Source organism: Ruegeria sp. CK1 (genome assembly GCF_056536545.1).
In genome coordinates this window covers 517499-532445 of the sequence record NZ_JBQFPX010000001.1, presented here as the reverse complement: position 1 = coordinate 532445, position 14947 = coordinate 517499, and the positions used below count along the sequence as shown (strand labels likewise).

The 14947-nt window shown below is 58.0% G+C and carries 15 protein-coding genes; all 15 read right to left on the bottom strand.

Annotated features, from left to right (window positions below):
- Positions 1 to 179: 179 nt before the first annotated feature.
- The 15 genes from ACR0L3_RS02635 to ACR0L3_RS02565 all read right to left on the bottom strand — a co-directional run bounded on the left by ACR0L3_RS02635 (position 180) and on the right by ACR0L3_RS02565 (position 14831).
- The gene (locus ACR0L3_RS02635) at positions 180 to 875 is read right to left on the bottom strand and encodes an RraA family protein (RefSeq protein ID WP_480743408.1); all 696 of its coding nucleotides are present in this window, start codon (positions 873 to 875) and stop codon (positions 180 to 182) included.
- Positions 872 to 1567: an alpha/beta fold hydrolase gene (locus tag ACR0L3_RS02630; RefSeq protein WP_480743407.1), complete on the bottom strand. Its 696-nt coding sequence runs from the start codon at positions 1565 to 1567 to the stop codon at positions 872 to 874. The genes ACR0L3_RS02635 and ACR0L3_RS02630 overlap by 4 nt, the downstream gene beginning before the upstream one ends.
- Positions 1564 to 2688, bottom strand: a complete 1125-nt coding sequence (locus ACR0L3_RS02625; protein WP_480743406.1) for a cobalamin-independent methionine synthase II family protein — start codon at positions 2686 to 2688, stop codon at positions 1564 to 1566. Before ACR0L3_RS02625 ends, ACR0L3_RS02630 begins: the two co-directional genes overlap by 4 nt.
- A gap of 9 nt (positions 2689 to 2697) precedes the next feature.
- The gene (locus ACR0L3_RS02620) at positions 2698 to 3300 is read right to left on the bottom strand and encodes a class I SAM-dependent methyltransferase (protein WP_480743405.1); all 603 of its coding nucleotides are present in this window, start codon (positions 3298 to 3300) and stop codon (positions 2698 to 2700) included.
- Positions 3297 to 4256, bottom strand: a complete 960-nt coding sequence (locus tag ACR0L3_RS02615; RefSeq protein ID WP_480743403.1) for a cupin domain-containing protein — start codon at positions 4254 to 4256, stop codon at positions 3297 to 3299. Before ACR0L3_RS02615 ends, ACR0L3_RS02620 begins: the two co-directional genes overlap by 4 nt.
- Before the next feature lie 155 nt (positions 4257 to 4411).
- On the bottom strand, positions 4412 to 5401 hold the full coding sequence (locus ACR0L3_RS02610; RefSeq protein WP_480743401.1) for a nuclear transport factor 2 family protein: 990 nt from the start codon (positions 5399 to 5401) through the stop codon (positions 4412 to 4414).
- Positions 5398 to 6441 carry a LacI family DNA-binding transcriptional regulator gene (locus ACR0L3_RS02605; RefSeq protein ID WP_480743399.1) on the bottom strand — a complete coding sequence of 348 codons (1044 nt, stop codon included), beginning with the start codon at positions 6439 to 6441 and terminating at the stop codon, positions 5398 to 5400. The genes ACR0L3_RS02610 and ACR0L3_RS02605 overlap by 4 nt, the downstream gene beginning before the upstream one ends.
- Positions 6441 to 7205, bottom strand: coding sequence for an SDR family NAD(P)-dependent oxidoreductase (locus ACR0L3_RS02600; protein ID WP_480743397.1), 765 nt, complete (start codon positions 7203 to 7205; stop codon positions 6441 to 6443). The genes ACR0L3_RS02605 and ACR0L3_RS02600 overlap by 1 nt, the downstream gene beginning before the upstream one ends.
- Positions 7202 to 8257, bottom strand: coding sequence for an ester cyclase (locus tag ACR0L3_RS02595; protein WP_480743396.1), 1056 nt, complete (start codon positions 8255 to 8257; stop codon positions 7202 to 7204). Before ACR0L3_RS02595 ends, ACR0L3_RS02600 begins: the two co-directional genes overlap by 4 nt.
- Entirely contained in the window at positions 8254 to 9585 is a 1332-nt protein-coding gene (hisD, locus tag ACR0L3_RS02590; RefSeq protein ID WP_480743394.1) for a histidinol dehydrogenase, read from the bottom strand. Before hisD ends, ACR0L3_RS02595 begins: the two co-directional genes overlap by 4 nt.
- An 11-nt stretch (positions 9586 to 9596) precedes the next feature.
- On the bottom strand, positions 9597 to 10127 hold the full coding sequence (locus ACR0L3_RS02585; RefSeq protein ID WP_480743392.1) for an ester cyclase: 531 nt from the start codon (positions 10125 to 10127) through the stop codon (positions 9597 to 9599).
- A 127-nt stretch (positions 10128 to 10254) separates the two neighbouring features.
- Positions 10255 to 11409, bottom strand: coding sequence for a carbohydrate ABC transporter permease (locus tag ACR0L3_RS02580; RefSeq protein ID WP_480743390.1), 1155 nt, complete (start codon positions 11407 to 11409; stop codon positions 10255 to 10257).
- A gap of 1 nt (position 11410) precedes the next feature.
- Positions 11411 to 12433 (bottom strand): carbohydrate ABC transporter permease, encoded by a 1023-nt coding sequence (locus ACR0L3_RS02575; protein ID WP_480743389.1) that lies wholly within the window; start codon positions 12431 to 12433, stop codon positions 11411 to 11413.
- Between the two features lie 64 nt (positions 12434 to 12497).
- Positions 12498 to 13709 carry an ABC transporter substrate-binding protein gene (locus tag ACR0L3_RS02570; protein ID WP_480743387.1) on the bottom strand — a complete coding sequence of 404 codons (1212 nt, stop codon included), beginning with the start codon at positions 13707 to 13709 and terminating at the stop codon, positions 12498 to 12500.
- Positions 13710 to 13757: 48 nt separating this feature from the next.
- Positions 13758 to 14831 carry an ABC transporter ATP-binding protein gene (locus ACR0L3_RS02565; RefSeq protein WP_480743385.1) on the bottom strand — a complete coding sequence of 358 codons (1074 nt, stop codon included), beginning with the start codon at positions 14829 to 14831 and terminating at the stop codon, positions 13758 to 13760.
- Positions 14832 to 14947: the final 116 nt, after the last annotated feature.

Below are 14947 nucleotides of genomic sequence, written 5' to 3'. Positions count from 1 at the left end.
CGTAGCGAAATTCTCTGCGGTGCTGTTTGCGGTCCAGAGCCGACTTTGAAAAACAAACCCTACTTCGGCACGGTATGCTCTGGTCCCATTTAGGCTTTCCGACATAGGCAGTACGAACCTTCACCAATCAGAATTTCGGCAAACCCATGCTTAGACAATGCAGGCGTTGCCACCAATCATTAGACCCTTGCTTTCTCAAACGCCGCCCAAGCGTTTTGAAATACCTCAAAATCAAATCCCGGCTGGCGGGCTGCGTCGAGGACAATTCGTTCTGTACTCAGAAGCTTTTGGATTGCGGCCTCTAACAGGTCGATGACATCTTCAGGCACCACCAATGCGCCGTGGCGGTCGGCGTGGATCAACTCTCCGGGATTGACCGCCAGACCAAAGATCGAAACCTGCGTGTCGATCTCGCGGACGTGGACGAAACCGTGGCTTGGCCCAACAGAACCGGCAACAACAGGGAAGTCTTCGGGCAAGTCTCCGAGATCGCGCATGACACCGTTGGTTACGACACCAGACATACCGAAACCTTTGTGGACCGTTGTGTTGATCTCACCCCAATAAGCGCCGATGCAATGCGGATAATCCAAATCCTCGATGACGGCGACGCTCGGGCTGGGGGCCTCGGCCATGTATTTGTAGTGGGCCATGCGGCGGGTTTTGATTACATCAGGTGGTTCGGAAGGCGGATTGACGGCCGCGATTTTGGCAGTGCGCGCATAGCCGACGATTGCCGGGTCATTTGGCGCCGAACACAGCATGGTGCCGCGCGTAAATCTGTCGAACCCGCGCTTGCCCTGCGCGACTTCAATCGCGTTGCAGACGGTTGGAGTGTCGACCTTGCGAAGCAGAGATAAAAGGGACGGTGTCATGTGTCCTCCAGCCAGCGGATCAGGGCCGCGTTGGTTTCCTCGGGTTTTTCCAATGTAGGCAGGTGTCCCGCCCCCTCGACGATGACTAGCCTGCTATCAGGCAACAGATCGTGCATCAGTTGGTGTCGCTCTACCGAGCATAGCCCGTCTTCCCGCCCGCACAAGACCAGTGTTTTACCGGGATAGGCCGACAACTTCATTCGCTGGTCAGGTCGATCCATAAGCGCCTGCGATTGGCGCAGGAAAACATCCGGTCCCAAATCAGTGGCCATCGCCATGCACAGGTCCAAAATAGCGCCCTGCCGGGGACCGTCGGCAAGGTAATTGGGCTTCATCTCATCCCGCATAACGTGCCATAGCCGCCCCTTGCGCACTGCCGCCATTTGGGGGACTCGGCGGGCTTTGACTTCGGGTTTTTCGGCCAGTGGGTTGGTGTCGAGCAGAGCCAACTGCGTGACCCGTTCTGGGGCCTGGCGCAACACCTCCATCGCTACGATGCCGCCCATAGACAGGCCAACCAACGCGAATGCAGGCGGGGTATGTTTCAGAATGTCGGTCGCCATGGCTTCAACACTGTCGTGTTGGTTCAAAGGGAAGGTCATCACGGGCACCCTGCCCGACAAAGCCTCGATCTGAGGACCGAATAGGCGGGCATCGCACATCATGCCCGGTAAGAAGATAAGCGGCGTCATGCTTGGGCTAACTTTGCACCGTCGGACAATGCGGCAAGCTTGGCGTAGGCAATCTGCGGGTCAACCGCGCCGAACCCCGCGAAGGTGCCAAATCCGCAATCGCTGCCCGCGATCACACGATCCGCACCGACGATGCTGGTGAACCGGTCAACACGTTGGGCGACAAGCTCCGGATGTTCAACAAAATTGGTGGTGGTATCAACGACGCCGGGAACCAGAACCTTGTCATCTGGTATTTCTGCTTTGCGGTCACGGAATACGGCCCATTCATGCGCGTGGCGCGGGTTGGATGTTTCGAACAGGACATAACGCGACTTGGTGGCCATCAGCGTGCTGAACACCTTGTCCATCGCAATATCGCAACAATGCGGACCTTCGTAGTTGCCCCAGCAAATATGAACCCGCACGCGATCCTGCGGCACGTTCTGCAGCGCATGGTTCAGGGCCTCAACATGCATGTTTGCGATCCTGACAAACTCCTCATCAGACAAGTCGGTAAACAGCATGTGGCGAGACAGGGCCAGATCGGGGCAATCCAATTGCAGTTCCAGACCGGCGGCCACGATGGTTTCGTATTCTTCTTTCATCGCATCGGCCAGGGCGGCCAGATAAGCCTCACGCGTCGAATAGAAATCATTCTGCAAGAAAAGCGAGATCACGCCCGGCGACGCGGCGTTCATGAACCCGCGTTTCACTCCATGCTGCGTCATTGCGGCCTTGAGATTGGTGATGTCCTTTTCCAACTCGCCCTGCCCTTTAGAGCGCACCTCTCCGGTACACATGGGCCGCGCGTATTGCGGTGTGCCGCCATCATCGGCCAGCCGCTGCAAAAAGCTGGGGAACATCTTCAGATCGGCAGGCGCATTGCGCGGGCTGTCACCGGAAAAGCCCGTGTAGCGGTCCTTTACGTAGGTCGCGTAAGAGATCTTTGAGGTCTCGCCGTCGCTGACAATATCAACCCCGGCCTCAACCTGCTTGCGCACCGTCTCAGACACGGCATCAGACATGCAGGCATCAAACGCGGCTGCGTCATAGGGTTCGTCCCGTTCCCGCGCAAAGATGAAATCCACCACGTCCTGCGAACGCGGCAATGACCCGACATGAGTGGTTTGGACTGACATTGCGGCCTCCTAAATCTTGCGCGCCATCAGCACGCTGTGGCTTTCGGTTTCCGGGTCCTTGGCCAAGAACCCGGTCATGCGCAGCCCGTTTTCTTCAAGACACACGGCATAGCCAGCCGGAGACAGCGAGGCGTGATAAACGCTTTCCGTTCCAACCGTGCCGTGCTCCACCCCCGCTTTGGGACCAACGGTCAGCATCAGCATTCCACCAGGGCGCAGGTGGCGCGCCATACGGGCGATACAGTCTTTTTGCTCGTCCGCGGTCAGGTGGAAGAAACTGTTCCAGGCGATAATCCCGTCGAAACGTTGATCCAGCTCGAAGGTCCGCATGTCGGCCTGACGCCAGTCCCCATCGGGCCATCGTTCACGCGCGATAGCCAGCATCGCCTCAGAGAAATCCACACCGGTGACATTGAACCCTTCTGCCATGAACCATCGCGCAATCGGGTCACCCGTGCCGCAGCCTAAATCCAGCACATGGTCGCCGGGTTTCAGGCTGGCGGTGAAGCGCGCCAACCAGCGCGCTTCGAACAGCACACGCGAGCGTTGTTCGTCATAAGCCGTGGCCTGACGTTCATAGACGGCGTGGGTATCTTCAGGATCCGCGGTCATCCTGTCCAGGTCGCTCCTGCCGGGTCATCTGTTGCAGTGATCCGGTACATGCCCGCCTGCCCGGTCATCGACGGCTCAACGCTATAGCGTTCCCCCGGTAGAACCAAGGCAGTATCCCCATTGGACAACGTGGTCTCGAAGCCATCAACCGAAATCCGCCAGTGACCGCTGGCTGGCATCAGAACAACCGGTTTTTCGGCGGCAATCGGATCCGTCACACCGGGTCCACGCCCAAGAAAGTCGACTTCGAACCCCGGTTTGTCTTTGATCAGACCGTTTTCACCGATCACCTGGGCTGGTTTGTTGGCCGACAGCGCCATCAGGTCCCAGTAACGGGCAACGTATTTGCCAACCACATCTTCGACCGGAACCTCGGGGTAGTCTTGCAACTGCTCTTCGGTCAGCAACGGCATTGGAAGCACGTTGTGGGGCAGTTCCTGCCCTTTCTTAGAGTCATACAGAACACCGTTATCACCCAGCATCAGGCCATGAGCCTGCGCGTCCTGAATGACCTGCGGCGCCCATGTAACACCACCCCCGGCATCGTCACCGCCAAGAATCGACATGATCATCCCATAATCCTGACCGACATTTTCGAATCCACGAAAGATACCTGTCGGGATATTGAAGATATCGCCTTCCTCGGCAATGAACTCCCCAGCGGTGCCATGGCGGCCCCAGAAAAAACGCCACCGGCCCTTGGCAACAAAGAATACCTCGGCGGTGGTATGGCTGTGCAACGAGTTGCGGCATTTCGGTGGCTGGCCCGCCGCACCGATGTTGAACCCGATCTTGTCAGTGATGTGAACATGCTGATCGGGGGATTCCGAAACGCCACCGCCGATGATTGTAAAATTCTCTTTCTGATCCGACCCCGGCGTATGGGCGTCGATAAAGGCAGTTTTGCAAGGTTGCAGCTCGCCATAACGAACGATGCGTTGCTGGATGGTGCTCATGGTAATCTCCGATCGGTTTGTTGGTGCGTTGAGACGTGTTTAACCCCTCGCACCCGGAGGACGGTTATTTAGCCGCTTCGCCCGCAACGCCGCCCGGTGGCAGTGGTACCGCCGGGTTCTTTCGCTGGCATCCAAAGTGGAACGGACCGTGGGCATCAAACTTCGCCTGTGGCCAGAACAAGCTGTTTCCATACCGCTGTTTCATCGAACAGGGTCCATTCCCGGCGCAGCTTGATGTCACCGCCGATCAACTCGCCCCACTCGGCGTGGCTGATGCCCAGTACATACAGCTCGGCGCCGGTTGGCACCCCGAACGCGCCCCAGCCATCGTGCTTGCCATGCAGGCTCCAGCGGATGGCCGAGCGGGGCGGCATGTTCGGATCGTCGCGTCCGATCTGGTGGTGGATGGTGAATGTGGCACTGGGCATAGCCGCGCGCAACGACATCCAGAACCGGTCCACCGGGTCCCACCCATGCCCGGTGACGCCGCCAGGATATTCGGACTGAACCGCGCGGTCATAGTCACGCTCGACCGCGCCCATATCCGCACCCATGATCCGGGTCAGCAGGTCTGAATGGCGCTGCCCCCATTCATTGTCATTGCCGCGCCCCTTATAGGGACCCTCCATGTCATTTGCCGGAGTCAGGGGTTTGACGCAGTTTTCGGGGCCACCTTCGCGTTCAATCAGACCAGCGGCGTATTCCTTGGGGGTCCATCCCATCTGCCGAACAATCGCACCCTGATCGCGGATCAGCCATTCATCGTCGATCTTGTTGTCTATGGCGTGACAGTCCGCCAGAATCCGGTATTGCAGCCTTTTCCCAGTCGGTTTGCCATACACCCCCTCACCCACATGGGTCGCGGTCGACAGGATGCGGTGAGAGCTGAGCATTCCCGCTTCCGGTGTGCCGGACCAGATCACATCTTCGCCCAACAACTCGCGATCGGGAAATTCAGCCAACGTCGCCATGGTCGCGCCGATCACATTCTGGTTGCCAACGACCACCGAACCTGGCGAGCGTACAACAATGTCCTCGCCATAATACTCGTGCAGGGTCGAGATACCCCGATCTTCCCAGATCTCTTTGGTGATGCCGATGATATAGTCGGGGAAATCCCGAAATTTCGGATCAAAACCCTTCATGTTTCCGTCCTCTGTGGGGTCCAACCGCGTGGCAACCGGGCCGAAGTGCGCACGATCAGCGGCCCGTCAATGGCCACCTTGCGCGGCTCAATCGCCTGCGGGTTTTCAATATGGTCCAGCAACGTCGAGACGGTTTCCGAAACCATCAGGTTCGCTCGCTGCCGAATTGTGGTGAGGTTGTATGCTGGCCAGCCTGCCGGCGGCACGTCGTCATATCCCACGACTGATACATCCTCGGGTATGCGCAAGCCAAGCTCAAACCGGATAACGTCCATCACTGCCAATGCCATATGGTCATTGGCTACAAATACCGCATCAGGCCGGTCTTGCGGGGCCACGTCGAACATCCGGCGCGCGGCGGCGCGAGCTTGTTCGGTATGGAACTCGCCCACGTCATGGGCAAACAGGCTTTTACCGCCTTCCGCTAAAACGGCGCGAAATCCAGCCTCGCGATCCCGTTGAGTCGAGGCGCCTTGCCACCCTGCGATATAGGCTATGCGCTGATGCCCGCCGGCCAGCAGAAATTCAGCAACCTTACGTCCACCGACATAGTTGTCCGAAGTGACCGTAGTGATACCTTCGATATCTTGGCTGCGGTTGAACAGAACAACCGGCACGCCAGCCTGCTGGCACCGTGTCGCAATATCCGAAGACATTGGCACCGATGCCAGAACTACGCCATCAACCTGATAATCAAGGATTTCTTCCATGACGTCATCGATGTTTCCAGCAGAACGCGACGCCATGAAAATCAGAACGTGATAGCCATGTTCCTGCAAGCTGTTGGATAGTTTCTCTAACGCTTCGGGATAGAAGTAGTTGTCCAGATATCCCACAACCAAACCGATGATGCGGCTTTTGCCGGACACCATGGCCCGGGCCAGAACGTTGGGACGGTAACCCAACTCAGCGGCGGCCTTGCGTACTTTTTCTTCGGTCTTTTTGCTGACCGATGCGCCGGGTGTGAACACCCGGCTGACAGCAGATTGGCTGACACCGGCCAGTTGGGCCACCTGAAGGGATGTGATCTTTTCCGCCATCAGTCTGCCGTCCAACCTCCGTCGATCAGCATCGATGTGCCGGTCACAAGAGCCGACGCGTCCGAGGCGAGGTAACGTACAGCCCCCATGATGTCCTCAACCTCGCCCACGCGATCAAGCTTGATCTTGTCCATGATCCAAGCGGCGCGTTCTGGATTGTCAAAGGTGGATTGCGTCAGCGGTGTCCGGATAAAGGTGGGGCAGACCGTGTTGATACGCACGCCCTGTTTGCCCCATTCGACGGCCATGGACTTCACCATGCCCTCTAACCCGTGTTTCGTGGCGCAATACAGCGCCCGGTCGACGCCCCCCACATGTCCCATCTGGCTGGAGATATGGATGATCGACCCGCGTTTGCCCGCCGCCATCAGCGCTTTGCCCGCATAGGCCGAAAGGAAATAGGCGGAACGCAGATTGACGTTTGTGACGGCGTCGAAGTCTTCTGGCGTTGTTTCGATGGCCGGGCTGTGCCGCGCCATACCCGCCGAGTTCACCACTACGTCAAAGACCCGGGCTTCAAACACGGCGCGCAATGCCTCCAGATCGCTCTGATCCAGAACCAGGGCTTCAGCCGACCAGCCCTGCGCCTGCAGCGCATCGACTGTTTCGGCCAGACGATAAGCCCCACGCGCCGCACAAACCACATGCGCCCCTGCCTCGGCCAGAGCAACCGCGCAGCCTTGGCCGATGCCCGAAGAGGCTCCGGTCACAAGGGCTGTTTTGCCGGTCAGGGAAAACGAGGGCGTGCGGGGCAGATCGGTCATTGGCTCATTCCGTCAGGTATTTCGATACGGCCCATGTTTCGGGCCTTATTGAATTCCCGCAGACGAGCAAAAACGTCAACGCCAAGCTGGCGATAGGCATCCAGCAGATCGACCAGAACCCAGTTTTCACGGATCTTGCCGTTTTCCAGACGCCAGAAATCGAGGCTGCGCATGGTGATCTTTTTGCCCGAAGGCGCAATGCCCAGCCAGCCGTCGTTGGTGACAGTCTGGATCATGTTGGGCCAGCCGGTAACCGCTGCATACTCTCCATCGCCAAAAAAGTGGTAGGTGATGTCGTCCACATATTGCCCGCGATCCGGCATACCGCTGAGAAAGGGAATCTGATGCCAGTTGCGAAACCCTGAGATACCGCGCCCTGTGCCGATCCCAGAGGGACCGTACCAGTTCATGCGCGGATGCCAGAAGCGTTCCATCTCCATCACTTCGGGGCCGCCTTGTGACGGGTGTTTCTTGAGATATTCCAGCATGTCGATGATGTGCTGACAGGTTTCCTTACCCTTGGCTTCGTCATACGGTCCGGGCACGAACCCGTCCTGTGTCGCCGGACCGGGCACATGCCATTCGCGCCCCAGACTGGGAGCCAATGGCCAGGCATTTGCTTGCATCATCACCTCGGGAATATCCCAAAGAGCCTGCATCTCAACGATTTTGCCGTTCTCGAACCGGTAGAATTCGTGGAACCGCATGGTCACTTGATGACCGGTCGGCGGAATGTCCAGCCATGGCCCGGTGAAGGTGCCGGTATAGTAACCGCCGCAACCCACCCAATCAGCCCCGAACTCGTCCGGCCCGGCCATGACGATGTAATCCCGGCGTTCCAGATCGGGCCAGGCGGTCAGCAGATCACGATACGCACGGTCGTAAAAATATTCGCTGCCCACGCTGTCGCCCAAAGGGTGGCACAGCCGGAACACCGCATCCGACGCGCTGACATTGGCCATAGCTTGGCGCACGCCTGCCTCGTTGAAATCATACATAGCGGCCCTGAGCGGCGCGATCAGGGCCTTATGCTGGGTATGCCGGTCGCTCATTCGGCGGCATCCCGGTATGGCGCAGCTTCACCGTAGGGCACGTTGATCCCCCCATAACGCCGCACGCGAACATTGCACTGCTCGGCATGGCCCACAAAACCTTCCAACATGCACAGGCGCGAGCCATATTCGCCGATCAGCGTTGCCGCCTCATCGGTCAGAACCTTCTGGTAGCTGTGCGTTTTCAGATACTTGCCAACCCAAAGCCCACCGGTGTACCGACCCGCCTTTTTGGTGGGCAACGTGTGGTTAGTGCCAATCACCTTGTCGCCGTTCGAGACGTTGGTGCGTGGACCGAGGAACAGAGCCCCATAGCATGTCATGTTCTCAAGGAACCAATCGTCGCGGTCCGTCATCACCTGCACATGCTCTGATGCGATGTCGTCCGCCACCTTCAGCATCTCGTCATAAGTGTCGCAGACGATAACTTCGCCATACTCTTCCCAGGACACTCTGGCTGTGTCGGCAGTCGGCAGGATGCCCAGTAGCCGATCCACCTCAGCCAGCGTCTCCTCGGCCAGCTTGCGCGAGTTGGTCAGCAGAACGCAGGGGCTGTTATAGCCATGTTCTGCCTGTCCAAGCAGGTCGGTCGCGCAGAGTTCGGCGTCTGCCGCCGTCTCATCGGCGATGACCATAGTCTCGGTTGGGCCCGCGAACAGGTCGATGCCCACGCGGCCAAACAACTGGCGCTTGGCTTCAGCCACAAAGGCATTGCCGGGGCCAACCAGCATGTGAACGGGGTCGATGGTTTCAGTTCCCAACGCCATCGCTCCGATAGCCTGAATACCGCCCATGACGTAAATCTCATGCGCGCCGCCCAGATGCATAGCTGCAATCACAGCCGGATTGGGTTTGCCTTGAAACGGAGGTGTACAGGCGATGATACGCGGAACTCCGGCCACTGAAGCCGTCGCCACCGACATATGGGCCGAGGCCACCATCGGGAACTTACCGCCCGGTACGTAGCAACCAACTGATTGCACCGGGATGTTCTTGTGGCCGAGAATAACGCCTGGCAGCGTTTCGACTTCAATATCCAGCATTGAATCCCGTTGCGCCTGAGCGAAGTTGCGCACCTGTTCCTGCGCGAATTTGATGTCGGCCAGCTCCCTGTCTGTCAGTTGGCCCATCAGGTCGTCAATGTCCTGCTGGCTGAGGCGGAAGGATGCGGGCGAGTAGTTGTCGAACTTCTCGCTCAGCTCACGCACGGCCGTATCGCCACGGGTTTCGATGTCTTTCAGAGTCGCCTCGACCACAGCGCGGGTTTTAGCGTCATCTTCAGCCCGGTCAGCGTCGGATTTTCCGCGTTTTAGATACTCGATTGCCATGTTTCAAATCCTCAGTTTTCGGGTCGGGGCGGAGTTTTCTCGCCTCGGTCAAATGCTTCCCAGCCTTCGCCGTTGAACAGATCGACACCCAATTGAGCGGCCACGTGGGCGAAATCGACATTCACCCAATTGTCGACGATCTTGCCGTCGACCACTTTCCAGAAGTCCATGTACCGGATCTCAACCCGCTTGCCGGTGGGGGCGATGCCCAGAAACTCACCGGAATGGGTGGCCTCTTGCCGGCCAAAAGCCGCAGCCCATTCACCCATGTATAGCCGCGCCTCATCGATACAGGTCTTGTCCGAAAACGCCGCCTGAAACGGGCGTTGCCAGTTGTCCTGAAACTCTTTCAGGCCGGTTTTTGTGCCACAGCCCTGATTACCCATCCAGCGAAAGCCCTGGGCAAAAAACTCTCCGATATCGTCAATGCGGTGGTCGTTCAGGCCATCGACCATGGTTTCGATCACGCGGCGCGTGTCTTCGGTTTTGCTGAGGTCCGTGTCGCGGGTCAGGACCGCTTGTTCTGGACGGGAACCTTTCATTTTACATCCTTTCAGGGTCGCCTTGGTGTATGATTGGGGAGCGGCTCCCCAATGCACAGAAAGTCCCTTGGCATCCTGTTCAGCGCCGGGTGGCGCGACATGGCGGTGTTTCTCGAATGACTGCTCATCAGCCTTTGACCGCCCCTGCTGTCAGGCCGCTGACGATCTGGCGCTGGAAGATCATCACCAGGAAGAACAATGGCGCGGTGATCGACACAGCCGCGGCAACGGCAACCACTTGATCGGTTGTGGTGGTTTCGCGGTTGAACATACCCACGATGGCCGGAACCATGGTCTGGTTCTGCGCGTCCAGCAGCAGCGAGGTGACCAACAGGTCGTTATAGGCCAACAAGAAGCTGAACAGACCGGTGGTAATCACCCCCGGCCACATCACCGGCATGATCACACGGCGGAAAGCCTGAAAATGGTTGCAGCCATCGACACGCGCAGCCTCATCCAGTTCAGCCGGGATGTTCTGGAAGAACGACCGCAGCATCCAGATCGTGAAAGGCTGGTTGATGGCAACCAGCACCGCAATGACGGCAAAGGGTTTGCCATAGAGCGTGGGGGCGTTTTCGCCAAGGATCGGGCTCAGCCACTCGGCCGAGTTGATGAAGACTGGCAGATAGCCCGCCACCAACACCGAATGCGGCAAGGCGCGGAAGATCAGCGCGACAATCAGAATCCAGAAGGCCAGCGTCGAACCCGACCGCGCAAGGCCATAACCCGCCAGCGTGCCCACGGTCAGCGACACGGTGACAACGCCGGTCGTCACAATCAGCGAGTTCTTGAAGTTGTTCGAAAAGCCCCGGTCGACCCAGACGGTTTTATAGTGCTCGGTCGTCAGTCCAACAACGTCGCGACCCAAGGGGCCGAACAGCGGATTTAGAATATTCAACACAGCGGGCAATATGACGAAAAACACCAGCAGGAACGCGATCAGCGTTGCCAGCACGCCGATGACCCAACCAAACCACTGTTGCCCAGGCTTCGTGTAAGATGTCACCATCGACGGCAGAGTTTTGGTTGCCACGATCACAGTGCCCCAGATCACCGCGATACCTAGAAGGATATCCAGTATCGACAACCCGTTCCCCGCGGCCAGCGTCGCCGGGCCAAAGATCACGTTCAACGCGTTGCTGTCATAAGCATCCACCGGTGACTTGAAGCTCATCACCACGATCCACAGGATCGGGAAGGCTGCCACAAGGCACCAGAATGCCAGGAAGATGTTCGATGTTAGCCGCAGGCTGAACGGTTGGCGAAGCGCGCGCGAGGACATGTCAGTGACCTCCTTTATGATCACGCCAGGTCCGGCGCAGCGGGAAGATAAGCAGGATGACGATACCGATCATGGTCAGCATGGCACTGGCCGAGGCCCGACTGATCGACCGGTTTCCGGCCTGATCCGGCACAAGGAAGTCATAGGTCAGCCATTGCAGCGAGATGACATAACCCTGGCTTGAGAAACCGACGACCTCTTCAAAGGTACGGAACGCATCCATCAGGTGTATCATCGATACAAAGATGATCAGCGGCATCAGATGCGGAATGACGATGTATTTCATCCGCTGCCAACGGGTTGCCCCATCGATCACAGCGCTTTCCAAACTGTCCTGATTGACCGTTTGCAAGCCGGCGTAAAAGACAATCGCCGCGAACGGGGCCACGTGCCAAACGCGATACAGCATCATCAGAATCTCGATCGTCCAAGCCTGCGCGAACAGGGCGATGTCGCGTTGCAGCCACCACTCCATCATCGAGATCAGGATACCGTCCCCCTTGAACAGCCAGTTGATCGACAACACCCCGATCAACGGCGTGATGATGAACGGCAGGAGAGAGATAAAGATGACGGGTCCCTTGATTGACCGGGCGGCGTTATTGATAAGAACCGCAATCCCCAGCCCACATCCGATAACCAGCGGCAGCGTGATCAACGTGAACGTCACCGTGAATCTCAGAGCTTTCCAGAAGTTGATGGTAGACAGCACGCTCCAGCTGCCCTCGTTGATCGCGCGCCACGCGCGCTCGGGCTCAATCACGTTGCGATAGCTTTGCAGGCCGACGTACTCGGTCTGAGTGATGACCTCACCATTTTCATCCAGCTTCGGTTGCGACACCTCTTCGGTCACGCAGGTCTGGGTCAGAAATCCGGGGGTGCAGGTCTCGACTTCGACCGTCTCATAGATCGGCTGAGTAATGTAAAAACTTTGCTTAAACACGCTGACAAGCGGGAACGCGATAAAGAGAAGCATCATAAAGACAGAGGGGCCAACAAAGGCGGCAAATGTCCTGAAATTCATGGCTCTGGCTTTCTCATGGTTCTCGGGAAGTGGCAGGAGGGTTTAACCCCTCCCACCGGGAGGATCAGTTGTTGATCAGGCCCGCTTCTTTCGCAGCCGTAAGGTATTCGGCTTCGATATCGGCCAGCGTGGTCTGCGCATCCTTAGCGCCGGTCAAATAGTCGGCCAAACCATTGCCCAAAGCGCTGTGCAGCACACCCATCGCGGCACTGGCCGGATAGGCCTTGGCACCATTCTCGGCCGAGGCTGCGGCACCAGCTGCCAGATCACCGGGTGTGTAAGCCGGGCTCAGCCAGACGGCGGTGTCGTTGTTGGCGCTGACCATATCGCCGTCGATCCCTTCCATCACCAGACGGAACGCGGCATCGGCCTCTTCATCGCTCATATTGGCCGCCAAAACGACACCGTCCCACCAGACCGTGGTCGACGGAGCAGCGGCGCCCATCGGCGCAGAGGCCATAGTCACCTTGCCAACAACCTGGCTTTCGGCTTCGTCGTTCATCGCAGCGGCGCGGCTGGCCCACAGGTTCGCCATGGCAATCTTGCCCTGCTGGAATTGCTGCTGAACATACGTGGAATCCGACACCAGGTATTCCGGGTCCATGAATTCCGTCATGGCTTTCATGGTCTCAAGCGCCTTTACGCCCTGCTCATTGTTGATCGCAGGCATATTGCCGTCACCAAAGAACGCACCACCTTCGCCCATGTACATGTTGACGAATTCCTGCGCGAGGTTCCAACCGGTTTTGAACGTCCCGCCGATCGGATATTCCATCACGCCAGCCTCTTTGATCTTGGCGGCGGCGGCCAGAACGTCGTCATAGGTTTCCGGCTCTTCGATGCCCAGATCGGCCAGAACGTCGCTGCGATACATCAGGTGCTGTGCGTTTACCATCATGGCAATCGCCATGACCTGACCGTCCACCTTGATCAACTGGTTCGGCAGAAGGTCCTGCCCGTATTTCGCGACCAGATCGTCCAGCGGACGGATTGAACCGGCGTTCAACAGCGGAATCATGGTTTCATTTGCAACGCCGCCAATCTGATAAAGCGACGGGTTCGCGGCAAAGGCCTCGGGCTGCTTCTCGCGGAACTCTTGGTCCAGCGAGGCACTGAAATTGCCGCATTCAGCCATCGCGTCGGTAACTGCTTTCCAGGCTTCGAACCCAGCCGACAGCGACTTCAACGGCACTTCGTTTTCATACGAGCAGGCCGCCCATACACCACTTGCGGCGATGGACATGGCACCTGCCATAAGGATCGTCTTGAGTTTCATGCGTTTCTCCCTGTCAGGATCGGTCCGTCGTCGACGTCCGGACCGGTGTTATGCCCGCTTGGGCTGTTCGTGGGATTGCTCCCCGATCCGCGCACCGCTTCCAGCTTCGAAGAGATGACAGATTTCTTTTGGCACCGAGAACGAGACGGGCTCGCCAATCTCGGCGCGGAATGATTTGTCGGCTTTAACCGAGACCAGAGCGCCGCCGACTCGAACCGAAATCATGGTCGCGTCGCCCAGCAGTTCCAGCGTGTAGATTGGGGCAGTGATCTGCCCCTGCCCTTCAGCCAGGCTGGCGTCTTCGGCCCGGAAACCCAGTGTGGTCGCGCCATCAGGCGCATCCACCGGTATTTCGACATGCTCGGCCCGGAACACTCCGCCGCTGACCTCACCGTCCATCAGGTTCATGGCGGGTGAGCCAATGAAGCTGGCGACAAAGGTGTTGGCGGGTCGGTCATAGATTTCGGTTGGGCTGCCAACCTGCTGCACGACGCCCTGCTTCATTACAACAACGCGATCCGCCAGAGTCATGGCTTCGATCTGATCATGGGTAACGTAGATGGTGGTCACCGCCAGCTCGTGGCTGAGGTTCTTGATCTGCGCCCGGGTCGAAACCCGCAGCTTGGCGTCCAGATTTGACAGGGGCTCATCCATCAAAAACACATTGGGTTCGCGGACAATGGCGCGGGCCAAGGCTACGCGCTGGCGCTGACCGCCCGACAGTTCAGCCGGCTTGCGGTGCAGGAACTCATCCAGCTCAACCATGGCGCTGGCACGTCGTACCTTGTCATCATGAGTATCAGGGTCGATGCCACGCACTTTCAGCGGGAAGCGGATGTTTTCATAGACATTCATGTTCGGATACAGGGCGTAGCTTTGGAACACCATCGCCACATCCCGATCCTTGGGTTCCAGATCGTTGACGACCTTGCCATCGATCAGAATGTTGCCCTCGGTCACGTCTTCAAGCCCGGCGATCATCCGCATCGTAGTTGTCTTGCCGCATCCTGACGGCCCCAGCAGCACCAGAAATTCCCGGTCGGCGATGGTCAGGTCGAAATTGTGCACCCCCACAAAAGACCCCCATCGCTTGCCGACGTTGCGCAATTGAATTTCCGCCATGGTGCCCCCTGCAAGGAATCGTTTTGCATACGTTTGCAAAACTGTAATTCGCATATACCAAATCAGGCAAGACTTTTTTGCATACGTATGCAAGAATACCGCGAACACCTGATTCA